Annotated in this window: 23 protein-coding genes and 3 pseudogenes; 10 read left to right on the top strand and 16 right to left on the bottom strand. The window is 58.9% G+C overall.

Annotation, left to right across the window (positions count from 1 at the left end; genetic code table 11):
- Positions 1–4: 4 nt before the first annotated feature.
- The gene (locus IEX16_RS15270) at positions 5–991 is read right to left on the bottom strand and encodes a YVTN family beta-propeller repeat protein (protein ID WP_373288361.1); all 987 of its coding nucleotides are present in this window, start codon (positions 989–991) and stop codon (positions 5–7) included.
- A 94-nt stretch (positions 992–1,085) separates the two neighbouring features.
- Between IEX16_RS15270 and IEX16_RS15265 the strand changes: the two genes are divergently transcribed.
- Positions 1,086–1,865, top strand: coding sequence for an alpha/beta fold hydrolase (locus IEX16_RS15265; RefSeq protein WP_188709345.1), 780 nt, complete (start codon positions 1,086–1,088; stop codon positions 1,863–1,865).
- 83 nt (positions 1,866–1,948) lie between these two features.
- Here IEX16_RS15265 and IEX16_RS15260 read toward each other — a convergent pair whose 3' ends face one another.
- Positions 1,949–2,677 carry a 16S rRNA pseudouridine(516) synthase gene (locus IEX16_RS15260; protein WP_188709386.1) on the bottom strand — a complete coding sequence of 243 codons (729 nt, stop codon included), beginning with the start codon at positions 2,675–2,677 and terminating at the stop codon, positions 1,949–1,951.
- A gap of 189 nt (positions 2,678–2,866) precedes the next feature.
- Here IEX16_RS15260 and IEX16_RS15255 point away from each other — a divergent pair, with 189 nt between their 5' ends.
- A complete protein-coding gene (locus tag IEX16_RS15255) occupies positions 2,867–4,126 on the top strand; it encodes a phospholipase D-like domain-containing protein (protein ID WP_229676372.1) in 1,260 nt (419 codons plus the stop codon).
- A gap of 108 nt (positions 4,127–4,234) precedes the next feature.
- On the opposite strand, the pseudogene IEX16_RS20080 reads toward IEX16_RS15255, so the two are convergent.
- A pseudogene (locus IEX16_RS20080) lies at positions 4,235–4,521 on the bottom strand (Fis family transcriptional regulator).
- A gap of 371 nt (positions 4,522–4,892) precedes the next feature.
- Positions 4,893–5,870, bottom strand: a complete 978-nt coding sequence (locus tag IEX16_RS15250) for a LysR family transcriptional regulator (protein WP_188709343.1) — start codon at positions 5,868–5,870, stop codon at positions 4,893–4,895.
- A gap of 105 nt (positions 5,871–5,975) precedes the next feature.
- On the opposite strand from IEX16_RS15250, the gene IEX16_RS15245 reads away from it, so the two are divergent.
- The 7 genes from IEX16_RS15245 to IEX16_RS15215 are packed head-to-tail and all read left to right on the top strand — an operon-like array spanning position 5,976 to position 12,623.
- The gene (locus IEX16_RS15245; RefSeq protein WP_188709342.1) at positions 5,976–6,875 is read left to right on the top strand and encodes an isocitrate lyase/PEP mutase family protein; all 900 of its coding nucleotides are present in this window, start codon (positions 5,976–5,978) and stop codon (positions 6,873–6,875) included.
- Between the two features lie 2 nt (positions 6,876–6,877).
- Positions 6,878–7,762: an amidohydrolase family protein gene (locus tag IEX16_RS15240; protein ID WP_188709341.1), complete on the top strand. Its 885-nt coding sequence runs from the start codon at positions 6,878–6,880 to the stop codon at positions 7,760–7,762.
- Between the two features lie 50 nt (positions 7,763–7,812).
- Positions 7,813–8,796: a Bug family tripartite tricarboxylate transporter substrate binding protein gene (locus IEX16_RS15235; RefSeq protein WP_188709340.1), complete on the top strand. Its 984-nt coding sequence runs from the start codon at positions 7,813–7,815 to the stop codon at positions 8,794–8,796.
- A gap of 52 nt (positions 8,797–8,848) precedes the next feature.
- Positions 8,849–9,151, top strand: a complete 303-nt coding sequence (locus IEX16_RS15230; RefSeq protein WP_188709339.1) for a DUF4387 domain-containing protein — start codon at positions 8,849–8,851, stop codon at positions 9,149–9,151.
- Positions 9,148–10,548, top strand: a complete 1,401-nt coding sequence (locus IEX16_RS15225) for an acyclic terpene utilization AtuA family protein (RefSeq protein WP_188709338.1) — start codon at positions 9,148–9,150, stop codon at positions 10,546–10,548. Before IEX16_RS15230 ends, IEX16_RS15225 begins: the two co-directional genes overlap by 4 nt.
- Positions 10,549–10,579: 31 nt before the next feature.
- On the top strand, positions 10,580–11,563 hold the full coding sequence (locus tag IEX16_RS15220; RefSeq protein WP_188709337.1) for a Bug family tripartite tricarboxylate transporter substrate binding protein: 984 nt from the start codon (positions 10,580–10,582) through the stop codon (positions 11,561–11,563).
- Positions 11,564–11,597: 34 nt separating this feature from the next.
- Positions 11,598–12,623 carry a cyclase family protein gene (locus tag IEX16_RS15215; protein ID WP_188709336.1) on the top strand — a complete coding sequence of 342 codons (1,026 nt, stop codon included), beginning with the start codon at positions 11,598–11,600 and terminating at the stop codon, positions 12,621–12,623.
- A gap of 19 nt (positions 12,624–12,642) precedes the next feature.
- Here IEX16_RS15215 and IEX16_RS15210 read toward each other — a convergent pair whose 3' ends face one another.
- Positions 12,643–12,804 carry a hypothetical protein gene (locus IEX16_RS15210; protein WP_188709335.1) on the bottom strand — a complete coding sequence of 54 codons (162 nt, stop codon included), beginning with the start codon at positions 12,802–12,804 and terminating at the stop codon, positions 12,643–12,645.
- Positions 12,805–12,945: 141 nt separating this feature from the next.
- The gene (locus IEX16_RS20380) at positions 12,946–13,068 is read right to left on the bottom strand and encodes an HNH endonuclease (protein ID WP_373288363.1); all 123 of its coding nucleotides are present in this window, start codon (positions 13,066–13,068) and stop codon (positions 12,946–12,948) included.
- Positions 13,069–13,421: 353 nt separating this feature from the next.
- On the opposite strand from IEX16_RS20380, the pseudogene istA reads away from it, so the two are divergent.
- Positions 13,422–14,094 (top strand): annotated as a pseudogene (gene istA, locus IEX16_RS20070) (IS21 family transposase); the annotation flags it as partial.
- A 51-nt stretch (positions 14,095–14,145) separates the two neighbouring features.
- Here istA and IEX16_RS15195 read toward each other — a convergent pair.
- From IEX16_RS15195 to mobQ, 10 genes and pseudogenes are all read right to left on the bottom strand, one after another.
- Positions 14,146–15,201 (bottom strand): annotated as a pseudogene (locus tag IEX16_RS15195) (IS3 family transposase).
- Between the two features lie 540 nt (positions 15,202–15,741).
- Positions 15,742–15,927, bottom strand: a complete 186-nt coding sequence (locus tag IEX16_RS15190; RefSeq protein WP_188709332.1) for a hypothetical protein — start codon at positions 15,925–15,927, stop codon at positions 15,742–15,744.
- Positions 15,928–16,226: 299 nt separating this feature from the next.
- Positions 16,227–19,316: a type I restriction endonuclease subunit R gene (locus tag IEX16_RS15185; RefSeq protein WP_188709331.1), complete on the bottom strand. Its 3,090-nt coding sequence runs from the start codon at positions 19,314–19,316 to the stop codon at positions 16,227–16,229.
- A gap of 23 nt (positions 19,317–19,339) precedes the next feature.
- The gene (locus IEX16_RS15180; protein ID WP_188709330.1) at positions 19,340–20,551 is read right to left on the bottom strand and encodes a restriction endonuclease subunit S; all 1,212 of its coding nucleotides are present in this window, start codon (positions 20,549–20,551) and stop codon (positions 19,340–19,342) included.
- Positions 20,548–22,593, bottom strand: a complete 2,046-nt coding sequence (locus tag IEX16_RS15175; RefSeq protein WP_188709329.1) for a type I restriction-modification system subunit M — start codon at positions 22,591–22,593, stop codon at positions 20,548–20,550. The genes IEX16_RS15180 and IEX16_RS15175 overlap by 4 nt, the downstream gene beginning before the upstream one ends.
- A complete protein-coding gene (locus IEX16_RS15170; RefSeq protein ID WP_188709328.1) occupies positions 22,594–22,812 on the bottom strand; it encodes a hypothetical protein in 219 nt (72 codons plus the stop codon). It abuts the gene before it with no gap.
- 167 nt (positions 22,813–22,979) lie between these two features.
- Positions 22,980–24,122 (bottom strand): ArdC family protein, encoded by a 1,143-nt coding sequence (locus IEX16_RS15165; protein ID WP_188709327.1) that lies wholly within the window; start codon positions 24,120–24,122, stop codon positions 22,980–22,982.
- Complete coding sequence (locus IEX16_RS15160) at positions 24,115–24,312, bottom strand: hypothetical protein (RefSeq protein WP_188709326.1); 198 nt, start codon at positions 24,310–24,312, stop codon at positions 24,115–24,117. The genes IEX16_RS15165 and IEX16_RS15160 overlap by 8 nt, the downstream gene beginning before the upstream one ends.
- Positions 24,309–25,067, bottom strand: a complete 759-nt coding sequence (locus IEX16_RS15155; RefSeq protein ID WP_188709325.1) for a hypothetical protein — start codon at positions 25,065–25,067, stop codon at positions 24,309–24,311. The genes IEX16_RS15160 and IEX16_RS15155 overlap by 4 nt, the downstream gene beginning before the upstream one ends.
- 232 nt (positions 25,068–25,299) lie before the next feature.
- Entirely contained in the window at positions 25,300–26,334 is a 1,035-nt protein-coding gene (gene mobQ, locus IEX16_RS15150) for a MobQ family relaxase (protein WP_188709324.1), read from the bottom strand.
- Between the last annotated feature and the right edge of the window lie 232 nt (positions 26,335–26,566).

The following is a 26,566-nucleotide window of genomic DNA, read 5'->3' as shown; positions in this document are numbered from 1 at the left end:
GGGCCTATTGCCTAGGCGCGTGATCCAGCGTCCAGACCCCATGAGGGCTCTTTCCAACATTGACCTGGCGCACCACCTTGCGGCTGGCCATGTCGATCACCGTGAGTTTGCGCGCCCAGCGTGAAGTGACGTAAATCAGCTTGCCGTCGCGCGAAACCTCCATACAGTCTGGCCCGCCAGGCGCCGGGTAGTTGTCCACCACGGTCAGGGTCTGCAGGTCAATCTTGCTGATGCTATTGGCCACGCGGTTGCTGATCAGCACGTGGCGGCCGTCGCCGAGCGCGCGAAAGGCGTGTGCGCCGGCGCCAGTCTTGATCACCCGCGTGCGCTGCGGCTGCTTGCCGCTCACGTCAAACACCTCGACCGTGTCGCCGCCGGTCAGACCGACCAGGATCAGCTTGTCGTCGGCGCTGCCATACAGGTCGGCCGGGATGGAGCCGGTGGCCGTGCGCCACTTGATGGTCTGGGTCGCGAGGTCCAGCGCAATCAGCTCGTCGCTGTCCTGCATGGTCGAATACACCGTGGTGCTTTTGCTGTCTATCCACAAATGGCTGGGCGTCTTGCCGGTGGCCACGCGTTTGACCAGGGTGATATTGCTGCCGTCCCAGCGGTAGATATCGATGTGGTTCAGGCGATTGGCTGCCGTGACAAACCATTTCATGTCCGGCGAGAAGCGCAGCTGGTAGGGGTCCAGGATGCCGGGGATCACGCGTTGGACCTCGGCGGTTTTCGGATCAATGAAGGTCAGGGTGTCGGACAGCGCATTGGCCACAATCACCGACTTTTCATCGGGCGTGAGGTAAATGTGGTGCGGCTCCTTGCCGGTGGCAATGCGTTTGGTTTCGGTCCAGGTCAGCGGGTTGATGACGCTGACATTCGCGTCCAGCGAATTGAGCACAAACAGCGGCGCAGGCTGAGCCAGGACAGGCATGGCGGCGACACCCGACAGGCAGCACAGGGCCGCAGCAAACAAACGGAGGGACAGGTTCACAAAAGACTTTCTTCTGGCGACTGGCAAGTGTAGCGGGCTGGCCTGACCTAACGCGCCAGGGCGGCAAGCCGCTTACATCCTTTACGATGAGGCGATGAACTTTGTAGACATTCAGGGGGTGCGCCTCGAGCTGCAACAGATCGCCGGGCCGGATGGCAAAGCGCCGCTGGTTTTCCTGCACGAGGGCCTGGGATCGGTCAGCCTCTGGACCCAGCGCGGCCGCAGTTGGCCGCAATCCGTGTGCGAGGCCACCGGCCGGGCCGGGATCGTGTATTCGCGGCGCGGTTACGGTCAGTCCGACGCTGTGCCCGATGTGCGCGGCAGCGGCCGCCTGCTCCCCGACTACATGCACCGCGAAGCCTGGGAGGTGCTGCCGGCGCTGCTGGAGGCGCTGGGCATCGTCCGGCCGGTGCTGCTGGGCCATTCGGACGGTGCCAGCATCGCCCTGCTCCACGCCTCCCGGCATCCGGTGACAGCGACCATCGCAATGGCGCCACACCTGGTGGTCGAGGACATCGCTGTGCGCGCCATTGCCGCGGCCACAGCTGCTTTTGAGACCGGCGGGCTGCGTGACAAACTGGCCCGCCACCATGCCGATGTGGACGGCGCCTTCTGGCAATGGAACGATGTCTGGCTCTCACCAGGCTTTCGCCGCTTCGACATCCGCGCCGATTGCCAGCGCATCAGCGCCCCGCTGCTGGGCATTCAGGGCCTGGACGACGAATACGGCACGATGGCCCAACTCGACGAACTGGCGCTGGCCGCGCCGCAGACCGTGCAACTGCGGCTGACCGGCTGCGGGCATTCGCCGCAACGCGACCAGCCGGAGCGCACGCTGGAGGCGGTTTCGACCTTCCTGCAGCCACTGTCTTGAGTTTTATTTTCGCTATCGAATAAATAGCTGCTCACGCAGGCCAGCTATGGGCTGGAGGCCATTTTTATGGTCAACCGACAATCTCAAGCTGAGATCGCGGCCAGGTCCTGCGCCGTCAGCCAGCGCCACTGACCCGGCAACAGGTCGGCCGGCAAGTCCAGCAAACCGATGCGTGCGCGGTGCAGGCCGCCGACCTCTTCGACCCGGTTGCCGACAGCGGCAATCATGCGTTTGACCTGGTGGTACTTGCCTTCGGTCAGGGTCAGGCTCAGCGTCTGCTCGCCGGTTTTCTCGCAGGCGGCGGCGCGCACGGGCTTCGGATCGTCATCCAGCACCACGCCACCCAGCAATTTCGCGACCTGTTTGTCGTCGACCGGGTGTTTCGCCCGCACCTCATAGACCTTGGGCACATGGTGTTTGGGCGAGCTCATGCGGTGGATGAACTTGCCGTCGTCCGACAGCAGCAGCAGGCCGGTGGTGTCCTGGTCCAGCCGCCCGACCGCCTGCACCCCGGCCGCCGCGCCGCCGCCACGTTGACGGATAGGAGCCGGCAGCAAGGTGTAGATGCTGGGATAGGTGCTGGGTTTTTGCGAACACTCATACCCCGCGGGCTTGTGCAGCATCAAATAGGCCTTGGCGTGGTAGGCCCAGTCCACACCCTGAACCGTGAACTGCAGCCCGTCCACTACGAATTTCATAGCAGGATCCTCAAAGGGGACATGGGCTACAGCCACAAAACCCTGTTGAACCAGCCCGGCGCAGACGCGCCGCGTGCCGAAGCCCTGGGAAAAAAGAATGTCCTGAAGTTGCATAGTGACCATGGGCGTATTGTCGCCCGGCAGGTCGGGCATGCCGCCTACTTGGGCAAAAGGCGGCTTCCCGCAGCGCCGCTTGCAGTGCCTCGCTAATCTTGCACCTTGTGCGGGCCGCCACCCGGTAGCCAGACTTTGCGCCCTCCCCGCGCGGATAACCCATCGATGATCAAAAAAAAACACTTTGTTATGACCATTGTTTTCACGGTATTGCTGACACTGGTGGCGGTGCTGCTGGTGGCCAACTTGAGCACGGGCGAAAAAAATGTGAACCGCGAAATGCCGCGCCTGTACCCGGCCAGTTCGCCCCAGTTTCTGCGGGCCATGGGTTCGCTGCTCGGCCCGGGCGCTGTCGGCGGCAACCGGGTGCAGGAGCTGCTCAACGGTGACCAGATTTTCCCGGCCATGCTGTCTGCCATACGTGGCGCCAAACACAGCATCACGTTTGAAACCTATATCTACTGGTCCGGCGACATCGGCCGCGAGTTTGCAGATGCCCTGACTGAGCGCGCCAGCGCGGGCGTCAAGGTGCACGTGCTACTGGACTGGGTAGGCAGCGCCAAAATTGACGATGCCTTCCTGCAGAAAATGGAGTCCGCAGGGGTCGAAATCCGCAAGTTTCACAAGCCGCACTGGTACGACTGGGGCCGCATGAACAACCGGACCCACCGCAAGCTGCTGGTGGTGGACGGGAAAGCCGGCTTCACCGGCGGCGTGGGCATTGCACCGCAGTGGACCGGTGCCGGCCAGGACGCCGAGCACTGGCGCGACTCGCACTTCAAGCTGGAAGGCCCGGCGGTGTCCCAGATGCAGGCCGTGTTCATGGACAACTGGCTCAAGGTCACCGGCCAGGTGATGCACGGCGAGACCTACTTCCCGGCCCTGCAGCCAGCGGGCAACAGTCTGGCACAGGTGTTTTCAAGCTCGCCATCGGGGGGCAGCGAAAGCATGCAGCTGATGTACCAGCTGTCCATCACGGCGGCAGACAAAAGCATAGACCTGTCTAGCGCCTACTTCGTGCCGGACGAACTCACCCGCAAGGCCCTTATCGAAGCCCTCAGGCGCGGCGTGAAAATTCGTCTCATTACCCCCGGCGAGATCATCGACACCGACACCGTGCGCGCGGCGTCGCGCGGGACCTGGGGGCCGCTGCTTGAGGCGGGCGCTGAAATCTACGAGTACCAGCCCAGCATGTACCACGTCAAGGCCATGGTTGTGGACAAACTGCTGGTGTCGGTCGGTTCGACCAACTTCGACAACCGCTCCTTCCGTCTGAACGACGAAGCCAACCTCAATGTGTTTGACACCAGCTTCGCCGAGCAGCAGACGCAGGTATTCGAGGACGATCTCAAGCGCTCGCGGCGGGTGAGTTACGAAGAATGGGCGGCGCGCCCGCTGAAGGAAAAAGTTATGGAACGGATGGCGCTGTTGCTGGGCTCACAGCTGTGAACAGACGCCGCGCAGAAAAAAACCCAGCCAAAAAGGCCAGGCTTTGGGTAAATGGTGGTTTAGTGCGGACGCGGATTCAAAGCCGATCTCCAAAGCCTTAAGGCAAGTTCATGTCACTTGTCCGCGCTTTTGGAGATTGTCCGTTCCACATCGTGGCGACCACCTGACGAGCGTCAACTCAAATTTGGAGCGTTGGCCAAAAGCCGTTGCCGCCCCGCCAAGGTCGTCAAAGTGAGGCAGGTATCGTTTTCGTCAAGCAAACGGTTAAGCGAGGCGCGGCTGGTTCGTATCTTCTTTGTCGTCGCAGTCTTGATGGTCTTTTGAGCCGACATCTCTTGTTCAATCTGTCAAGCAATCACCCACTTAACCGCCGCCGCACCCACCTGTTTAAGCATGCCCTCGTCCGCAAGGAAGTCATCAAAATCGCTACCGATATTTTTTCATTTTTTTCTTCAACAACTTGAACTGTTCTTTCGCCAGATACAGTCCGGTTTGGGCGTCTTTTGCTCCTTCTTGATGAAACCATGCGTCCGCACCTTTACGTGCCAATTTCTAGTGACCGACCGCGGTACTGTCGCATTCGTTACTTAGCGCGGGATAGCGGTCCGCGATAGTGGGTCAGTCAATCGTCGGCATCTTGATCCATCTGACGTCGGCGCGAACAAATTTGTCTTCAGTTGCGGTAACGCGCAGATGTCCGGGCTGCAAGCCGGGTGCAGGCGGTCAGGCCCCAGGCTTGCCGGTGCGCCTCTTCCCCTCCAGCGGCCTACCAGGCAATAGGAAGCCCCAGCCCTGAGACTTGACTGACCGCCTCGCGCAGCAGTTTGATGCGCGGATGTCTAGCTGCAGCAGTTCTGTAAACCAGCCCGAGCGTTGCGCGTGGCTGTGGCGTCTGCACCCGCACCAATCTGGCTGCGCCGCTGTTCACCGCTTCCTTCGCAGTGATGCCCGGCACGCTGCTCAAGCCCACGCCCTGCGCGACGATTTGGGCGCTGGTGCGCGGGGAGTCGGTTTCGCACACCGGGGGGGGGCACATCAGGCCATGCCGAAGAAAGCTGTCTTCGATGAACAGGCGAGAGAGCGAAGGTTTGCGCGTGAGCACCCACGATTGGCTGGCAAGGGTTTCCCAAGTGATGGCGCGCATGCGCACTAGAGGGTGTTTGGCCGGGGCGATCACCACGTATTCCTCCTCTCCGATTTTTTCGAACTGAACGCCATGGCCTACGGTTTCCGACATGACATCTGGGTTGTAAACAGTGATAAGCGCGTCCAGCGTGCCCTCCAGAAACGCGGCAAAAAGTCGAGGAACATTGGCTTCGTGCAGATCAACCGCCATCAATGATTTCCCCGCGACCAGGCGGCTGATAATTTTCGGGACCACGGTACTGGTCAGGTAGGCGGGCGCGCCCAGACGCAAAATGGCCGATACCCGGCCCTCAGGCCCTGCGGCTAGGGCTTCGGCATGCACATGGCGCAGTTCCTCGAGCAGCAACTTCGCGCCCCGCGTCACCACGCTGCCCTGCACCGTCATATGTAGTCCCCGTGCGCCACGGCTGAACACGGCAAATCCCAAGATGCCTTCGATCTCCTTAAGAGCCTTGCTCAGGGCGGGCTGTGTGACATTGAGGGCGGAAGTGGCCGCGCTCAGGCTGCCCGTTCGCTCGATCTCGGCAATTAGCTGCAGGTGTCGAAAGCGCAGCCGCGCCAGAAGATGATCCTGTGGTGTAGGCGAGGTATATCCCAAGGTATATCCTAAAGTGATGGTTGTATGATTATTAATCACTATACAGAATACTTTGATTTGGGCAAACTTTGTTTTTATTCACACCACCCCGCAGGTACAGCCTCCATGCAAAAACGAGCCTCCACACAGCTGCGCGAACTGATCAGCAGCAAGACATTTCTTCACATGCCTGCCGTCTATGACGCGCTGACAGGACTGCTGGTGCAGTCGCTTGGCTTTGAGGCGGCCTACGTCGGCGGCTACGTAACGGGGGGCTCCATGGCGGTGTCCGAGCCCCTGCTAACCATGACCGAGCAAGTTGCGCTGGGTGGGGATATCGCCAGCAAGATCGACATTCCCGTGGTGGTGGACGGTGGCGCAGGTTTTGGCGAGCCCCTTCACTGCATGCGCACCGTGCGCGAATTTATTCGCAGCGGGGTGGCGGGTGTGCATATCGAAGATCAGCTCTACCCCAAGCGCGCCCACTACCACCAGTACGTGGTGCACGGAATTCCGGTTGAGGAGTTCGTTGAGAAAATCGAGTATTCGGTCAAGGCACGCGACGAAGTCGATCCCGATTTCGTGATCATCGCCCGCACCGACACCTGCCGTGCGCTCGGGCTGGACGAAGCTGTATCCCGGCTCAACCGGGCAGCCGATGTCGGCGCAGATTTGGGCCTGCTGTTTCCGCGCGACCTCAAGGATGCGGAGGAGGCGCCGCGCCGCTCCCGTTTGCCGCTGATCTATGTCCAAAGCCGGGGCAATCGGGACGGCCGCCCCATCATCAGTCGCAATGAACTGCAGGAGATGGGCTACGTCGCCTGCATCGAGGCCCAAGTGGTGATCTGCAGCGCACTTCACCATCACAAAAAGATCTTGACCGAGCTGCGCCAGACCGGCGAATACACTGGCATGACCAATGCGGAGTGGGTGGCTTCGCGCCAGGAACTTGAAGACCTGATCGACCTCACAGCCTATTACGAGATTGAAAAACAGACCGTCGAAGCGCGGCAGCCGAAAGACTGAGCGTGAGAGCCCCTGACATTCCTTCGCCAATCGAACCCACCCGCGCGCCGGCGGTGCGCTTCCCCTCCGGCGCCACCGATTGTCATGCCCATGTGTTCGGTCCCCAGAACCGCTTCCCGCTGCTGGAGAAGACACATTTTGTGCCGCACTTATGCCCGCTGCAGCGATATTCCACCATGTTGCGCGCCCTAGGTTGTGAGCGGGCGGTGCTGGTGCAACCCAGTGTGTACGGCACGGACAATTCGGCCATTGAGGATGCACTGGCACAGAGCCGGGAGGTCGAACTTCGGGCCGTTGCTGTTGTCAGCCCTGACATCACTGATCGGGAACTGGAGCGGCTCCACGGCTTGGGTTTTCGTGGCATCCGCTTCAACACCACTTCTGCCACCCAGGGCCTGAAGCTGACGGATGCGCGCGCGATGGCAGACCGCATCGGGCACCTTGGATGGCACCTGCAGTTCTATACCAACCTAGTGACCCAGCCCGAGGCCGAGGAAATTCTCGCTTCGTTGCCGGTGCCCATCGTCGTTGACCATTTCGGTCACATTCGCACGTCTGACGGTATTGCCGCACCTGCATTCCAGAGCCTGCTGCGTTTATTGCGGCGGGACAACTGCCATGCGAAATTGATGGGGCCCTATTTCATCTCCGAGCAATTTCCGAACTATCCGGACATCACCCCTTTCGCGCAAGCCATGATCGAAACCGCGCCGCATCGGGTGCTGTGGGGTTCTGACTGGCCGCATGCCAGCGGCCGGGAAAAGATGCCCGATGACGCCGACTTGGCAGAGATGCTGGCGTGCTGGGCGCCCGATGAAAAAACACGCCATCGCATACTGGTGGAGAACCCGCAGCGGCTCTACGGGTTCTCGGCCACTGCGGACTGAGCGGGTAATAAGCGGGTAATAAGCAGTTAACTTTAAGACGAAAGAACAACGTGATCAAGCCTTTTCAAAAGATCAAATCGCTCTTCCTGGTGCTCGGTCTGGCGGCCACCCTGGCTGCCCAGGCCCAGAGCTATCCATCCAAGCCCGTGCGTGTCGTCGTCGGGTTCGCCCCAGGCGGGGGCACTGACATCGTGGCGCGCCTGCTGGCCCAAAAGCTGACCGAATCATTGGGCCAGCCGTTTGTGGTGGAGAACAAGGCCGGCGCCACGGGCATGATTGGCGCCAAGATGGTGGCCACCGCAGCGCCCGACGGCTACACCCTTCTCATGGGTCACGTCAATTCGCAGGCCATCGCGCCCGCGTTGCTCGATCGTCCCCAGTACGACCCGATCAAGGATTTTGCTCCGGTCACCTACATCGGCTTCGTGCCCAACGTGCTGGTCGTCAATTCGGAGCTCCCGGTCAAGTCGGTTGCTGAGCTCGTTGCTCTGGCAAAGAGCCGGCAAAAGGGACTGTCCTTTGCATCGCCAGGGGTTGGCAGCACCAATCACCTGGCCGGTGAAATTCTGAGGGCTGAAACCAATGCGGGGGCACAGCTGGTGCATGTGCCCTATAAAGGCAGCGGCCCCGCCATCGTGGACTTACTCGGGGGTCAGGTCGATATGAATTTCGATGCGCTGTCTTCCATCGTGCAGTACCTGAAATCGGGCCGCATGCGGGCTCTGGCAGTCACGGCCCCACAACGCGACCCTTCGCTACCCGATGTGCCCACCATGCTCGAACTAGGCTTTGGCGGCTTTAACATCACAAACTGGTACGGTGTGGTGGCGCCAGCGGGCACGCCCCGGGCCATCGTGGACAAATTGAACAGCGAAATCCAGCGCATCATCAAGCTGCCCGATGTGGGGGGCAAGCTCGACGTGCTCGGCGTGCGACGCGAAGAAATGTCTCCGGAAAAGTTCGGTCAGTTCAACCTGACCGAGTACTCGAAATACCGGGACATCGCCAAGCGGACCAATGTGCGAATGGAGTGAGTGCAACCCGCTGCAATGGGCTTGCCGCCCCAAACGGAAAGGAATCTACCCCATGCTGTTGATGGATATCGCCAAGGTGATCCGAAGCAAGAATGCCGGACCCAGATGCACTACGCTGGACATCATGTTCGCTTCCATGCAAGACTATGAAACCGTGGTCAATGCGAAGCAGGTCACTGAATCACGGATCGCGCAACTCTATGACCTGCCAGTCGAGCAGGTCAAGATCATCAATTACCCGGTGGCCATGGCGCTCAAGATTGTGCTGCCCCGAAAAATCACGGCAGGCGATCCCGGCGACAGGGATGTTTATGGCGCACAACAACATGCGCGACTGTTTAGGATTGAAATATGAGTGCCACAGGTTTGCTGATCAAGGAATTCGCGGGCAAGAAGGCTTATCGTGCTTTGAGAATTCTCGGGGCGTCCGGCCAGTTGGGCTACGGCATTCCTACTCCGGCTTTCGAAGCCGGCTTGGCCAGGGAGCCCGACCTCATCGGATGCGATATGGGTTCGATTGACATCGGGCCTTACTATCTGGGAAGCGGTCAACTGGCCACGGCTCGGCAGTCCACCAAACGGGACCTCAAGAAAGTTCTGCTGGGCGCGCGAAGGCTCAACATTCCGCTGGTCATCGGCACGGCAGGTTCTGCCGGCGCTAGGCCTCACCTGGACACCACACTGGAGCTGCTCAGGGAAATTGCGACCGAGAACAAGCTGCGATTCCGGCTGGCCACCATTGCAGGGGACATACCCAAAGATGTTGTCAACAAAGCCATTGAGCAAAACAGAGTGGTGGGAGTCGATGGCATGCCCGACCTGACCTGCGAGGAACTCTCGCATACGACCCATCTGGTCGGTCAGATGGGCATGTCATCCTTCCAGGAAGCGCTTGCGCTGGATGTGGACGTTCTTATCTCCGGCAGAGCATGCGACACCGCCATTTTTGCGGCATTGCCCATCATGCTCGGATTCCCGATCGGGCTTTCCGTTCACATGGCAAAGATCATCGAGTGCGCATCGCTTTGCTGCACACCCGGCGGGCGAGACACCATTCTTGCCACCTTGCATGCGGACCATTTCATTCTGGAGAGCATGGCGCCGCAGCGAAAGGCCCTGCCTCTTTCTGTGGCCGCGCACAGCTTGTACGAACAGAATGATCCTTACACGATCATCGAACCCGAGGGACGTGTGGACCTGCAGCATGCAAGCTATACCCAGGTGAGTGAGCGCTCGACAAAAATCAGTGGCGCCCAATGGATTGCGGCAGCCAAGCACACCATCAAAATGGAGGGCGCCAGAAAACTTGGTGAGCGCGCCATGCTGCTGTGCGGCGCAGCGGACCCGAGGTTCATCGCCCAGCACAAGCAGATCCTGGCCGATGTATCGGTGGTCGTCAGGGATCTGGTGTGCGAGGACACCCCTGAGGACTACACGCTGTTCTGGCATGTTTACGGCGTCGATGGTGTGACGGACCTGCAAGCGGACCAACCGCCTCCGGCCGAGATTTGTCTGCTGATCGAATGCATCGCGCCCACGCGCGAGCGTGCCTCCGAAGTGGTGAAAACCATGAAGCAATACCTGCTTCACTTCGGCTATGCCGGACGGCTCTCCACCGGTGGTAATGTGGCTTTCCCGTTCACTCCACCGGAAGTATCACTGGGTGAGGCGTACAAGTTCAACGTGTATCACATCATGGAGACTTTGGACGGCGAGCGGCTGTTCACTCCCGAAGTGATTGAATTTCAATAAGCCAATGCACCATAGATACAAGGGACCTGACATGCTTGCCATTTCCATAAAACTTTCCTTCATCTTTCTGTTTGCCCTGGCCAACGGTTTCGTTGGCGCCAGTGCGCAGCAGGACTACCCCAACCGGCCGGTCAAGGTCATCCTGCCTTATGTCGCGGGCGGGGCCGCAGATATCACCGCCCGCGTGATCAGCCAGAAACTGTCCGAGGCCCTGGGGCAGAGCTTTGTGGTGGAGAACCGGGCAGGCGCCAATGGTGCCCTGGGCGCCGATCTGGTGGCCAAGGCCACACCTGACGGTTACACCCTGCTGATAGCCGCCAGCGGCCCTATCGTTGTCAGCCCGGTGCTCCAGCGCAAGATGCCCTACGATCCGATCAACGATTTCGCACCCGTAAGCCAGATCACCAGTTTCCAGTATGCGGTGGTAGTGCGCGATGCGTCGCCCATTCAGAGCATGCAGGATCTGATGGCGCGGGCCAAGGAGAATCCCGGCAAGCTCAGCTATGGCTCCACCGGCATCGGCGGGGGCGGTCACCTGGCCGGCGTCATGCTGGAGAAGCTCGGCGGTGTCAGCCTCATTCACGTTCCTTACAAAGGCGGCGCTGCCGTGTGGAATGATCTGTTGGGTGGCAATCTGTCATTCACCTTCGAGGCGCTGGTGACAGCAGCTCCGATGATGAAGTCCGGCAAGCTGCGTGGTTTTGCCGTCACCGGCGCGCAACGGTCTGTGACGCTGCCCCAGATTCCTACGCTGGCGGAACTGGGTTTCAAGGGCTACAACATCAGTCAGTTTCAGGGCATGCTGGCACCAGCAAAGACCGATCCGGCGATCATTGAGAAGCTTTATCGGGAACTGCAGAAAATTGCAAAATCCCCTGAGGTCATCAAGCGTCTGGCGACCGATGGCGGCAACGACCTGGTCATGAGTTCACCCAGCGAATTTGCCAGCCTGATCAAAGCTGAACTAGCCTCCTATGGGAAATTGATCAAAGACGCCAATATCACTCCCGAATGAAATCGACAGTGCGTAGGCTTGACGGGAGCCCAGGATGATGAATCAGCGATGGACCAGAAGACCCGATGGGTCCAATTGGGGTGATTTTGGCCCGGACGACCAGCGTGGTCGCATGAACCTGTTGACGCCAGAGCGTCGCAGGCAGGCCATGCAGGAGGTCATCACCGGCGACATCTTCTGTCTGAGCCTGCCGCTTGATCGTCCTGGGGGCCAGGTGCTCAATGACCATCGATGCGCGCCGGTGTTCAAGCCGGTGATGCGCAGCGGCAATCAGGTTTTCAACTTCCCGATGGAGCAGGTCGATCCACGATTCAGTGATGTGAGCTCGGATGAGGCAGTGCTGCTATACAGCCAGTACTCGACCCAATGGGATGGATTCGCACACAAGGGTTCCATGTTTGACGTGGATGGCAGCGGCGTGCGCAGGCGGGTCCACTACAACGGCTGGGAAATTGTCGATGCGAACAGCCGGGGAACTCAGGGTGAACTGGGCGCGCGCGCGGTGTCGATCGCCAGCATGGCCGAAACCGGTGTGCAGGGTCGCGGCGTGCTGGTCGACCTGCATCACCACTTAGGCAACGAAAGAACCCAGGTTGATCTGAACATGCTCCTGCGGATCATGGAGGCGGACCGAGTCACCGTCAGCGAGGGCGACATTCTGTGCATTCATTCGGGACTGGGCCAGCTGATTATGAACAGCCCGGCCACTGGCCCCGATCCGTCTATCAGGCTGGCCTGTGCCGTGCTCGACGGAACCGATTCGGCATTGCTCAACTGGATCACCGAAACTGGCCTGGTCGCCATCGCCGCCGATAATCTGGCGGTGGAGTCATCCTCCACGTTGGGTGTGCGCAAGAACATCGGACCGCACGGCCCCGTGCTGCCCCTGCATGAACATTGCCTGTTCAAGATCGGGGTGCATCTGGGGGAGTTGTGGTACCTGACCGAATTGGCCCAGTGGCTCAGAACGCATGAGCGCAGCCGGTTTCTTCTGACCGCGCCGCCCCTTCGTCTACCCGGCGCGGTAGGCTCGCCTGTCACGCCGGTAGCAACTGTCTAGGTCAACGATCTCCGGCCCTTCAGAAGCGCACCAGCACCAGCACCAGCACCAGCACCAGCATCGGCACCGGTACGCATGCGTTGCCGCCCGCGCCGATCTCATAGATGAGTCCGAGGCGGGTATTTTCGAGCTGTCGGTGGCCGCAGCGGCCGCGCAACTGATTGGCAACACTCACTTTCATAGGGACCCCAATTTACATACTGCACCCCCGGTTCCAATTTGCACGCGCAAAAATCTGTGCAGGCGCTCGCATCGCTGACCGCCGTTAACAGAGATTCACCCCATTACCCCATTACCCCCTACTAAGGCAGGGTCAGCTGGGTCAGCGCCGACCTGCGGTCTCACGCTCCGTCTCGAGGTTGTGACAAGAGATGCACAGCGCCTGCAGATTGCCCGTGTCAAAGCGCGCACCGCCGTCCTTAAGCGGCGTGACGTGGTCAGCCACGACGGCTGGCACCACGCGACCACGCTGCCCACACGCGCAGCACACCGGGTGCTGACGCAGGAAAGCGGCGTGCACCGCGCGCCACTGCGCTGATTAATAAAACCCCAAAAATCCAAGCTCAGCATCGAAACCGCGCCGGGCACGGCCGTAGTCGCGGTGCACCGTTGAGCGATGGGTGTCGCATTAGCCGGGCTTGGCCAACACAGCACAACCGGGGTGTCTGCAAGGGGTAGGCGCTTGTTGCCGCCGACCGCAAACTGAACCACTTGTAGAAGTTGTGCCGACTTAAAACTGAGCCAGGTGTTTTACTAGTTCTGCCTATATTTTGGGCAGGCGCAAACAAGCTGATCACCATGAAAATGTTAGGCAGGATTCGGCGAATGCACGTGTGCGACAAGATGTCGGTGCGAGCAATATCAAAACGCACGGAGCTATCACGCAACACGCTGCAGAAGTGGCTCGCGACCGTAGAGGAAGTTGCAGTGCTCAAGTACGTTCAGGCCAAGGGCTTTAGCAAAACTGGTCTCCTTTGCTGACAAGCTGGAGCAACCGCTCAAAGATGATGCCAAGCGCAACAAACAAGACCCGCGCACAGGCAAGGCACTGTTAATCCTAATCAAGGCCAGCGGCTATACCCGCGTCACTGACTTCATCCGTGCCCGGCGCGCCAGCGCGGGCAAGGAGATTCGCGCCTTCGTTCCGCTCAAGTTCGACCTGGGTGAGGCATTTTAATTTGACTGGAGCGAAGAATGCTTGGTGGTGGGCGGCATATATCACCGCCTGCAGGTCTCGCACATGAAGCTGTGCGCGAGCCGCATCTTCTGGCTGATGGTCTACCCCAGCCAGGGGCATGAAATGTTGTTTGACGCACACATGCGCGTCTTTACGGCCTTGGGCGACGTGACCCGCCGGGGCATTTATGACAATATGAAAACGGCGGTGGACAAGGTTAAGAAGGGCAAAGGCAGGATTGTCGATGCGCGCTTTGCTGTCTTGTGCGCGCACTACCTGTTCAAGAGCCGCTTTCTCTGCTCTCTGTTGTGCCAACTGACTAATTACAACTTCAAACTGTGCTGGTCAAGTTATTTCGCACGAGCCGATAGGTAGTTTGAATGCCGATTGTTGCTCGAAAGTATTGGGTGGCAAGTTGCCCAGTTTTGAGTGCAGACGTACGCTGTTGTAAAAGCTGACGATGTAGTTGGCGATGTCACTCGTGGCCTCAGCATGATTGGCATAGTCGCGCTGCCAGACGCGCTCCATCTTCAGGTTCAGGAAGAAGCGCTCCATCACCGCGTTGTCCCAGCAGTTGCCCTTGCGGCTCATGCTACCGACCAGGCCATGCTTGGCCAGCAGCGCTTGGTTTGCGGCGCTTGCGTACTGGCTACCTCGGTCTGAATGCACGATCAAGCCCGCCGCCGGCTGGCGCTGCACGATGGCCTGTTGCAGTGCCCGGCACACCAGAGCCGCCTGCATGCCCGGGGCCATCGCCCAGTGTTTGCTATCGGTCGTGTGCACAAATTTGCGCCTCCACGTCGAGCGTAGACCGTGCTGGCGCATCAAACGGCGCAAGCGGTAGATGCCCATCACAACGCCTCTGGACGCCACTGCCGTGCGCAAGCGCCGACTGCCGTAAGCGCCTTCACTGGCGGCAAACGCCGCCTTCAAATGAACGCTGGCTTTGCACACCGCAGCTTGAGATTGGCTGCGTTTTCGGGCCGCGTAATAGCCAGACCGGCTGACCTCCAGCACGCGACACATCTGCTCCACCGCCACGGCCTTCTGTTGCAACTGGCGCACAAGCTCAAAGCTCAAAGCTCATCGCAGTTGCCGGGCAAAGAAGGCCGATGCTTTTTTTAGGATATCGACGTCGCCTCGCAGTTGCCGGTTCTCGGCTTCGAGCTGGCGTATACGCTGCTGCTCAGCGGTCAATGGTTTGCCGATACCAGGCTGCCCTAGCTGTTCAGCATCGACCTGTGCCAGCCAGCGTCTCACCGCCGTCTCGCCCAGCTTCATGTCCCCACAAACCTCGCCAATACTCAGTCCTTGGGCACGGATCATCTGCACCACTTGCAACTTGAAGCTCGCGTCAAATACTCTTCGTTTCGTTTTCGTCACTTTTATTATCCAGGTGATTTACACCTATCTATGTGTACGAATTCATTAGACCAGGACAAACCGCCCGCCCGGAAACCCGCATGAGCACGAGGCTCACCCTCTTGAAGGGTCAAGAGGCAAACAGAGAGCAGAGAGAAAATGAGAAGGACTTCGGGATATATGACCCATAAAGTTGACAGGCAAACGGGTGGCACTCAAGAGGCAAATGGCCGGACACCGCGCCAGTGCTGGCGATTCGGTCAAGAAAAAGCCCAACTGAAAACAGTTGGGCTTTAGGGTATGGTGGAGCTGGGGGGAACCAAAGGGCAACACTCTTCCCAAATCCACCATCTATTTTCCAGTTAAAAATCAACGACTTAACTGAATACAAGGTCTTACAAGGAGTACACCCGTGCTCGGATGGCACCCCAAAATGAAGTCCTGAGTGTATCCTGTCGGGCGGATCCTTGGTTGGCTCGCATTTGCGGACGACGGTTCAATTCCGCATTTTTAAGCTCGTCTGGAAATCCGCTTTGCTGCGTCGTCGCAATCTCTTTACGGCTCATCTCGCGGCGCCTCTCAGTTTGAGGGAAGAGTCCGCCCGAGGACGGTGCTTGCATTGTTCAAAGCAAGCTGGGCTCCTTTGAGGTGCATGGCTTCTTCCCGGGTGCCAGTGTCTTGCAGCCGAGCCTTAGACAACTCTCGCAAAGCTTTCTGGATGTACTCATCAACGTGGTTGAGGTATTGGGTGGTGTCGTTGTTCATCTCTCCAAAGTGCCTGACGCAACGCCATTTGGCAAGTGGTGGGCAGCCTCGCGTTTGCGGACGCCGGTTCAATTCCGCATTTCCCAAGGTCGCCTGCGAATGGCGATTTCTGCATAGCCCCAATCCCGTAGTCGCCGCTCAACCATCTGACGCTGTTCGGCTGAGCATGTGAAAGCCACGTCAACCCTGCCCCTCTCGCCGACCCTCATCTCGCCGCCCATCAGATCTGCGCCCAAGGAAGCCTTGACATCCTCTTCCAGCACGAACTCTAAGGTGAACCTGAGAGAGGTACGTCTCTCTTACAGCGCGTCCTCTTGCGTCTCCCGCAACTGCCGGTACACCTCTTCCACCAGTAGGTTAGCCAGCCCCTTGAACACCTTCTCATGCCGTAGGGCTTGGTCGGCCATGGCGCTGTGGTTGTCCAAGGCATCCACCACGGCGTTGTTGAGCTTAGTCTCGTAAGCACCGTTGGCGAACGCATCTACCGTGTCGTTGGCCTGCGCCTGCTCCTGCAAGGTGGGGTCGTTCACCATCTTGCCAATCAAGGTGGTGGCGTAGCCCTTGAAATCGGCGTCAGACAGATTGCCAGAAAACACCTCGTTCATCTTCTTGATGATGGCGGACAGCCGGTCTTCTGGGTCGTCCCAGGCTTGCCCACCTCCCGGTCCCATGGGCTTCATGGGTTCGGCCTTGCCCGCCTCCATGTCGAGCTTATGTTTTTGCTCGTTGACCACCTTGTAGCCTGCCAGTCGAACGGACTGGTCCAACGCTTCATCACCGCCCGCCTTGCCCTGCAAACGTGGCAGCAGCATGCGGCAAAACGCGTGCAGGCGTTCGAGGTCGGCATCGCCGTAGGAGCGCATTTGCGATAGGAAATCGTAAGCGCTTACGTACGAGGAAACGTCCCCCCGGAACAGGTCTTGAACCTCCTTCTTTTGCGCCTTGAATCTGTCGTGCGCCTTCTTCAAGGGCGATTGAATCGTCGCTTGTTTTCCCTTGGGGTCGAAGTAGCCCTTGGCAAAGTCCAACACCTCTTCCCAAAGGTAAATTCCCGCGTCGTCCAGCTTCTGGCGCAGCGTGTGGACCAGATTGGGGTCCGTTACCCCAGACAGCTTCGCCGTGCGATAGAACGGCAGAAAAGCTTTGAGGATGTCTTCCGCATCGTTACGAAAATCCAGCACAAAAGTGGTTTCCTTGCCCGGATACATCCGGTTCAGACGCGACAGGGTTTGCACCGCCAGCACATTGTCCAGCCGCTTGTCCACATACATGGCGCACAGCTTAGGCTGGTCGAAGCCGGTCTGAAACTTCGATGCAACGATCAGCACCTGATAGGTGTCCGTTTTGAACGCCTCTTTGATGCCGTCGTCGTGTTCTTTGTGGTCGTTGAGGTCGCCTTCCTTGGCTTTGAGTACCTTGGATTCTTCGTCCGTAACATCGCCCGAGTACGCCACCAACGCCTTGCAGTCGGTGTACTTCATCTTCTTGATGTAGTCGTCGAACGCCTTCTTGTAGCGCACCGCCGCCACGCGGCTGTCCGATACCACCATGGCCTTGGCTTGCCCGCGCAACTGGTGCATCACGTGTTCGCGGAAATGCTCCACGATGACCGTAATCTTTTGCGCGATGCTGGTGGGGTGCAACTGCGCATAGCGAAACAGTTTCGCCTTAGCTTTGCCCGACTTCACGGCCTTGTCGTCCCCAGCCTGCTCCAATTTGAAAGCGAAGCCATACGTGGTGTAGCCCCGCAGCACGTCCAGAATGAATTTCTCCTCGATGGCTTGGCGCATCGAATACACATGGAAGGGCTCGGGCGTGCCGTCCGCGCCGGTGCGGCCAAACAGTTCCATAGTTTTAGGCTTGGGCGTTGCCGTGAATGCGTAGTACGACACATTGGGCGGACGCTGACGCGAAGCCATGATGGTGTTCAGTACGTCTTCATCAGTGATGTCGTCATCGCCCTCCACCACAGCCGCCGTGCTCTCCGCTTTGCCCTTGGTCAGCACCTCGCGCAGCTTCACCGCGCTCTTGCCTGCCTGGCTGGAATGGGCTTCGTCCAAGATGAGCGCAAAGCGCTTGTCCCCCAGGCCGCCCACCTTGTCCAGCACCCAAGGAAACTTCTGCAACGTTGTGATGATGATGAGCTTGCCCTTGTCCAGGGCACTCGCCAGTTGAGTGCTGTTCTCGTCAATTTTTTCGACCACGCCTTGCTGGTGGTCGAACTGGTAAATGGTGTCTTGCAGCTGCGAATCCAGCACCCTACGGTCCGTAATCACAATCACGCTGCTGTACACCTTCTGGTCCTTGGCGTCGTGCAGAGACGCGAGGCGGTGAGCCAGCCATCCAATGGTGTTGGACTTGCCTGAACCCGCCGAGTGCTGCACCAGGTAGGTTTGTCCCACACCTTCGGCCAGGGTGGCATTCAGCAGCTTGTTCACCGCGTCCCACTGGTGGTAGCGCGGGAACAAAAGCGAGGTGTTGAACACCTTCTTGCCCTTGGCATCCTTGTGCTCGGACACCTCCACGGACAGAAACTTGCCCATGACGGCCAGCCATGCGTCGGGGTGGAAAACCTCATGCCAAAGGTAGCCAGTGGAGTAGCCCAACGTGTCATCGGGCGGGTTGCCTTCGCCAGCTCCCCCCATCCCGTCGGGGTTGCCACGATTGAACGGCAAAAAGCGGGTGGCAGCTCCCGCCAGCTTGGTAGCCATGCGCACTTCGTCCGTGCTAACGGCGAAGTGAACCAACGCCCGCTTGCCAAAAGACAGTAAAGGCTCGGGCTGCTTGGTCGCCACGTCGGTTGGATTGCGGTCGTACTTGTATTGGCGCACCGCGTCTTCGATGTTTTGCGTGGTGTCAGTTTTCAGCTCGATAGTTGCCAGGGGCAAGCCGTTTAGGAACAACACGAAATCAATACACAACTGGTTGTGCAGCGAGTAATGCAACTGTCGCACCACACGCAGGCGGTTTTTCTGGTAGTGCTCCCAGGTGGTGGAATTTTGCTGGTTGCTGGGAGCAAACTGCGCCATCTTGAACGTGGCGTTGATGTCCTTGAAGCCCTTGCGCAGCACATAGAGGGAGCCCCAAAGCTGCGGCGTTTCTTTCTTGATTGTCGGGCGGTCTTTGTCCAGCTCTTCCGCGAGCCGTTGTATGAACACGGCTTCGGGATTCTTGGCGTGGTTTTTGGCGAACTTCTCCCAGGCTTCGGGCTGGGTATCCTTCACCCAGGCAATCGCATCCTCGGGGTATAGCGCCGTGCGGCGGTCGTAGCCCTTGTCATAAGCAAAGCCCTTCTGAAACGGCAATGGTCCATCCACCAGCCACCCTTGGGCTTTCAGAACTTCGCAAATTTCGTCTTCAAACTGCTCTTCGGTGTGGATGGCTGCCATGGTTGTCCCTCTCGTATTTCTCGTTATTGCTTTGGTGCGGTGCGAACGTCAACGCGCCCCAGCACCGCGTCTGCGATGGTCGCGGCGCGGAGTTCTTTCAGTAGTGTGATTTCGTCGTGGACATAAGTCAGCAGATTGTCGAAAGCGGCAATCTCAGTTTGAATTTGTTCAAGAAGAAAAATTTGCTCATCAATGCATGGAATGAAGCACGGCAAACGAGCAAGAATCTCTGAGTTCAAGTTTTCCATGGTGCTGCCTACTGATTCCAACGACAGCCAGTCCTTGGAAGGAGTCGAGGAAATAACCATCGCCAAATAACTCGGCACTACTTTGCTAGTGTCGGGGAACAACATCAGGCAGCCAGTACCGCAATAGTAGGCTTCACCATCATCGGGGACTACTGCGCATCGCCCCATCTCACCTCTCCGCCCTACAACAATGTCCCCAGCCTTAAAGCGGTAAACACTAAGCGCCCTCGCTGTTTCGTTAGACAACGAAACATCTGCATCAGGGGCAAGCTTCCCGAGGACGATATGCGTAGGGTTGATTAAGAATGCGCCTCCTGAAACGTAGTCTTCGGAATGCAACGCACTGCCAAACGGCCCAGTTGCGATGCCTTTCACATAACGTTTCAACGGTGCAGCTTTGGTTTGGCGGGGCTGCACGGCTCTATCTATGACAGATGCCCGAGCCTCCTTCAACAACCCAATCAGTTCATCCTTTTCATGAATCAGGGTGTCGATGCGGACGGTTTCAACATCGAGGTAATCGGTAATGACTTGCTGTTCGTCGGGAGGAGGAACGGGTAATTTAAGTTGTTGAATCGTGTCGACTGCTAAGCCGGGCTGTGCCGCTGCCAATGAGTACTGACCGAGATTCATGAACTCCAACATATAGGTCGCCCATCGAGGGTTGTCGCCCGCGTACAGGGTACTCACGACAGCATGTTCGGATGCCCAGAAATCGCCTACAACGTAATGCACATTACCGCACAGAGCACCTTGGCGTCCTACCAGGACGAACTCTCCGCTATGGGTCTTCTCGACCGTAAAGCCTCGAATTCCGTTCCCTCCATAGACTGGGTATGTACCGCTTTCATCAATGGCTTCTGCCGTGATTCCCTCCCCGCTCCGCATAGCGGTAACATGCTTGATCCGTTTTGATAGCCACTGTGATGGAATATCGCCGCCTAGCCACGACACGCCCGATGGTTTGTAGCTCGCATACGGCTTCATGGGCTCACCTCACCCCTGATGCCGCGCAATAGCTCCATAAATTTGTGTTCCTTGGCTTCGATGTCCGCTGCAATGGCCTCGCGGCTACGCGGGGCCGTGTACACATAGAACTCCCGGTTGAAGTTGATTTCCATCCCCACCACGCCGGTTTTTTCATCCTTGGCATCCTTCACGTCGTAGTTGATCCACGCATCTGGCCAGTGGGGGCGAACCTCGCTCTCAAAGTACACCTCGATGTCGTCGTTAAATGGCACGTACTCGGCATCGCGCAATTCTGAATCGGTCAGCACGTCGCCTTTTTCGTTGGTGGTGGGCTCGGCGGTTTTGTCCTTGGTGCCCAGGTACTTACGTGCCAGCTCCACTAATTTGGCCGCCAGTTTGGCGGCCTTGCCGGTCAGTCCATGCGCGTCAGCCACCACGGCGGCAGATACTTGTAATGCTGCCCGGAACAAGTCGGCGTCCATGTAAGTGGTATTGAAATCCATACCTTGGATGGTCTGGGTCAAAAGGTCTTTTTGCTCCTGCGGCAGCTTGCCAAAGGCGGTGTCGTAGCCAAGAATTTTCAAACCCTGCTCGGTGGCCTGGAAGCGCATGCGCAAGGGGCGTTCGATGGTGAGGCGGCGATAGAAAAAATGGTCGCGGTCAAACACCTTGGCTTTCAGCACACGCCCGGTCTTGCCTTCGGGGTTCTCACGCCACTCCATGGATTGGAACTCGGCATACGCCTTGGCGATGCGCTCCACGCAGTCGGGCGTGAACTCGCGACGCTTCTTGCCCAGGTTTTTCTTCATCAGCCTGCTCATGGCGCTGGCGTCAATCAGCAGCACCTTGCCCTTGCGCTCGGTGGGCTTGCGGTTCGTCATAAACCACAGGTAGGTGGTAATGTTGGTGTTGTAGAACATGTCCGTGGGCAGCGCCACGATGCAATCTAGGTAGTCGTGCTCCAAGATGTGGCGGCGGATTTCGCTTTCGCCACCCCCCGCGTCGCCGGTGAAGAGCGGGGAGCCGTTGTGAACCACGCCGATGCGTCCGCCACCCTTGCCCGCCACCACAGGCTGCATCTTGGACAGCAGGTGCAGAGAAAACAGCATCTGCCCATCGCGGATAGCAGGCAGCCCAGACCCAAAACGCCCCGCCGCGCCTTTGGCGTGCTCTTTCTTCACGGCGTCTTCGGCGGGCTTCCATTCCACACCATAGGGTGGATTGGCGGCTTGGTACTCGAATGTTTTTCCGTGGTGCTTGTCAATTTCCAGCGTGTCGCCGTTGGCAATGTTGGCTGGGTCTTGCCCACGAATCAGCATGTCCGCCTTGCAAATGGCGTAAGTTTCGTCTTCCAGCTCCTGCCCGAACAGCTTCAAGGTGGCGCGGTCGTTGAACTTGCGCAGGTGCTCTTCCGCCACGCTCAGGATGCCCCCGGTGCCCGCCGTGGGGTCGTACATGGTGCGTACCACGCCGGGCACAGACAGAATGTCGTCGTCCCCGTTAAACAGCAGAGTCACCATGAGTTCAATCACGTCGCGCGGGGTGTATTGCTCACCCGCTGGGGACACGTCGTTGAACTTACGCAACAGCTCTTCAAACGCCTGCCCCATATCGTGGTTAGTAACCTTTTGAGGGTCAAGGTCGGTTTCGGCAAAGCGCTGCGCCACGAGATACAGGCGGTTCTTTTCGGCCAGCTTGTCCAAGGTTGCGGCAAAGCCGAATTTGTCAAAGATGTCGCGCACATTTTGGGAGAAGCCGTTGATCATGGCTTCCAAGTTGTCGCGCACGTCGTCGGGGGTCTCCGCGATATTGGGCAGCGTAAATTTGGACGTGTTGAAGAACGGGTAACGACTGACGGGCGTCAGCATTTTGTCCAAGTCATAGCCCTTATCACGCACAGCCGCATGTCGCGCCAGGACGGCTTCTCGGGTGGGCTGCAATACGCAATCTAGGCGGCGCAGGATGGTGAAGGGCAGAATGACTTTGCGGTATTCGTTTTCTTTAAAGGCACCGCGAAGCAGTTCGGCGTTTTTCCAGATGAGATCGGCTAATTTGGACATTCAGGGTTTCTTTGTTGTGTTCTTGGCGGGTTTGGGCGCTGGTAGCCCAATGCCCTGGTTTGCGGCATAGGTGTGCACCATATGTTCCACCATGGATGCCATGCTGCGGTGCTCACGCTCCGCGCACAGGGCAAGCAGTGCCTTGCCTTCGGGCGTCATGCGCAATGACATGAGTGCGGATTTGGGCTGGGTCATGGGCGCTGTACCGTTGTCGTTCATTTGTATTACAAACGGTATCACGTGCCCTGCCAGTTGGTCAAGCGATTGGTGGCAACTCGGTCGCGCGGCCTCATGAGTCCATAAAGCGCAAATTATGGAGTCGGAGGCTCCGGTATAAAACGCGCGAACACACGGCTACGGATAGCCGAGGTCTTCGTGGGGATTCCCTAAATCACAGACGCGTTGCCCACTTGGGCCGACATCTCCGCCCCCTGCCCTTCCAGCACCTGCGCCACATGCACCAACCCGCTTCGCCGCGCTCGCTGGACTTGCGCAATGGATTTGCGCGCCTTGGCAAGCACAGCAGATATAGCCGCCGCATCGGACACGGGCTCCATCTCTCGCGTGTGTGCCAACGATGGCGACAGGGCTGGCGGGCTTTCCGGGACCATGCCCTCATCGGGCTTCGGGTCCAACACAAGACGACCGGTGAGGTAGTCCACCATTCGCCTTGCATCCTTGGCTGCACGGAAAATCTCGAACTTGTCGCCACGCAGCTTCTTGACCCACGCGCCGACATAGGCTGCGTGGTTGTCGATGGGCGTGGCGATCCCTAGCTGGGCACACAGCATGGCGGAGCAGATCTCCGCCCTAAGTTCCTCTGCGGCATAGGCATCTGTCCCCCAGGCCCCGAAGGTCCTATTGAGCTTCTGCTCCGATCCGGACCAGTGACCCAGTTCGTGGCACAGAACCCCTGCTGCGGCCTCTGCCGTTTGAAACGCTCGGTCGGGCGGCATCTGGATGTAACCCCGCCCAGGTCCTGGCGCGTAGAAGGCCCTGTCGCCTCCATACCGGATGTCCGGCTGCAAGCGTTCCACCATCTCCTGCACGGCTTGCAGCGGGGTCCATTGCCGCTCGGGTTGCACGAACGGCTCGATGCCCTCGATCTGCGTCGCATGAAAAACCCGGTACTCCGTGAGAAACGGGATTTGACGACGCTCCTTCCCGTTCTGGTCTGCGCCGCCAGCCGAGGCGCCTTCGACCTCCACTCCTCGCGCGTTGAGCATCTTGAAGAAGTACACCGGTGTGGACTTACTGCCCTTCTTGACCTTGGCACCCAAGTCGCTGGCCTGTTTGAAAGTGAACCACCGGTTGTCGCTAAACCCCTCGGCCTGCGCCATCATCATCAGCAACAGCGCATTGACCCCGTTGTACTCGCGCGCCGTGGCACCGTTCATGGGCAGGCCGGCGGAGGCGACGTGCTGCCAAGGCCGCTGCCACGGTGCGGTGCCGGCTTCAATGGCGGCGATGAGCTTGTCAGTAACCTCTTGGTAAAGGTCCCTCTTTGCGGGTTTCTTGGCGTCAGACATGGAGCGGTACTCCCAAATCTGGCGGGTCAGCCTGGCCGGACAGGTGGAGCGCTACGCGCTGCCCGCTGTCGGTCCACAATTCCGCATGGAAGTAGCTTGCTTCTCCATCGAGCACGGCCTGCATCTCGGCGATAAGCGCGCATGCCAGCTCGGGTGTCAAGGAAATGGAGTGCGAAGGACTGCTGCTCATGCCGCACCTCCCGCGCCACCGGCCAGCGAATCGAGATAGCGCGCCAGCGGTTCATCGTCATTGACCCTCATGCGCAGGCCCAGCGCGGGAGTACCAATCGATACCTCGACCGGCGATATCGTGGGCGGCATCTTCCTTGGTCCCAACACATCGGCCAGGGTAGGTACGCTTGGCGTACTGCCCTGGCTACTGCCTTCACGGATGCAAAAGTATTCCCGCGTCTCCGGGCTCATCCATTCCGTTCGGATGGATGTGACCTCCATGGGGCAGAGCACTGCTGCGTTGGCCCGATAGTCAAAGTCTCTGCCGCGAGAAACCACGCCGCTTTGCACATCGACATGGGTCTCCCGCAAACCGAGGCCGGTAATCAGCAGCACGGAGGGTGAAACATCAAAAACAAGGGCCATGGGAATCTGGGCCTTGCTCAGGACGACGAAGCACCACCAACGCTTGCCACCTTCATTGCATGCGAAGAAGAACTCCACGGGTGGGACGGTGAGAAACGGGATCGCCAACACCAGCTCATTGGGGAACCAGCGCAGCACGTCGAGCGGTAGGTACACGACATCCATGCCAAAGCACAGTGATACCTGTGGTGGGGTGGTCGTTTGAGGGGATCGGCCGGATAGCCATGCGAAGCTGCTGGGGTCAGCGATGCGGTGGAAGTGATGGGCCGATGCCCATGCGGGCGCCGAAGCGGGCACCACGACGGGTGCGGCTGCATCGGGATGGGGGAAGGCGTTCATGGTTTGCATGTCCACTCCCCTTCGGCGCCAGCGGTAAACGATTCGGGAATCGGTGCTCTTGCAAGTCTTGGCTGCGTGGGCCGCGCGAGTCGGCGTCCGGGCAGTGGTACGGCTGCGGGGCGAAGCTGCCTGAATTCCAGCAGCTGCACGGCACCACGTGCGTACGGGCTCCACTGGCCGGGCTCAATGCCTGGTGGCCGCGTGGCAAAGATGGTTGCGATGAGTCGCAACAACATAGGGATCAGCATGGTTTGTCTCCTTGGAAAATGCTTACCGAGACATGCGTGACCTCGGGCTGCGGGTTTGATGGGTGCGCTGGGCGAATGGGGCTGGACGGGCCAACGGCATGCGCGCGTCGGGCGAGTAGCCCGGCAATAGAGAAATCCCGCGCCCGCGTCGCGCTGGCTGGCGTCCAGATGCGGGTATTGGTTGGGGGCATTGCTTGGGTAAGCACGGTGGTAGGCGGTGATGAAGATATCGGTACATCGCTCGGTGGGCGCTGCGCGCTCCGCTCCGCAAGCGCCTGCTCGATGGAGCTGGTCAAGTCCACAATCTGCGACTGCACGGCCTTCACATCGGCTTGCACCTTGGCAAGTGCCACCTGGGTGCGAACCCAAGCGTTGAATTCAGCACGAGCCTCCCACGCCTCTGCGTTCGCGGGCGTTCTGCGGCCTTCATGCACCGTGGCCGGGAGGTCAATGCCTCGTGCCTTGTTGCTGCGGTGATCAATGCGCGCGTCGTGGCCAGCTTCCTCCAACGATGAGTTGCAAGCGCTGGCCCAGGCTTCGCGCCAGCGGGCTACCAAGGACGGATGGTTCCAGTCGCGGCGTTTGGCCCCGAAACCATCGGCTTCGACATCGCAGAGCGTGAGGAGCACATGGGCGTGTGGGTTCCCGGGCTTCAAATGGATATTGATATCGGCCACCATGGCCAGGCTGACGAACTGCGCTTGCACATAGCCGTGAATCAGCGCAACCTGTTGAGCGTGCGTGAGTTCGATGGGCAAAGCAACCTGGATCTCACGCGCCAGCTGTGCATTCTTTCGCTTTTGATGTTCGACACGCCCCCACAGCTCGGCGCGAGAAAACACCCAGGGGGCAGCACCCTCCGGCGCAAGGATGGCGCTGTACGAGACCTCCTTTTTGTATGTGAAGTTGAAGACCAAGCCAGTACGGTCGCAGACCATGCGCTCGCCCGCTCTATATGCAGCCGCTTGCACAGCATTAGCGCCATCGCTCCTCGATATCAGCTGTGCTGAAAAATGAAAAATCGCCATCAACGTCCTCTCTTTGCCGGCACGAGGCAATGAGGGAGAGGTGATGCGATGGCAATCCCGTGAGGGAGGTGCCCTGGCTGTTTGAGACCCCCGCTAGGCGCACACAAACTGAAAGTTTGTATAGGTGCGCTTGGGGGACTTCCCTTCCTGGTATTGCTTGACTGCCTGCTACCCAAGGTGACAGATTGATGGAGCCTTTGCAATCAATAGCGGGGTAGTAACAAAAAGGGAG

It is taken from the genome of Polaromonas eurypsychrophila (assembly GCF_014641715.1).
Classification (GTDB): Bacteria; Pseudomonadota; Gammaproteobacteria; order Burkholderiales; family Burkholderiaceae_C; genus Polaromonas; species Polaromonas eurypsychrophila.
This window is presented reverse-complemented; position numbering and strand designations above follow the sequence as displayed.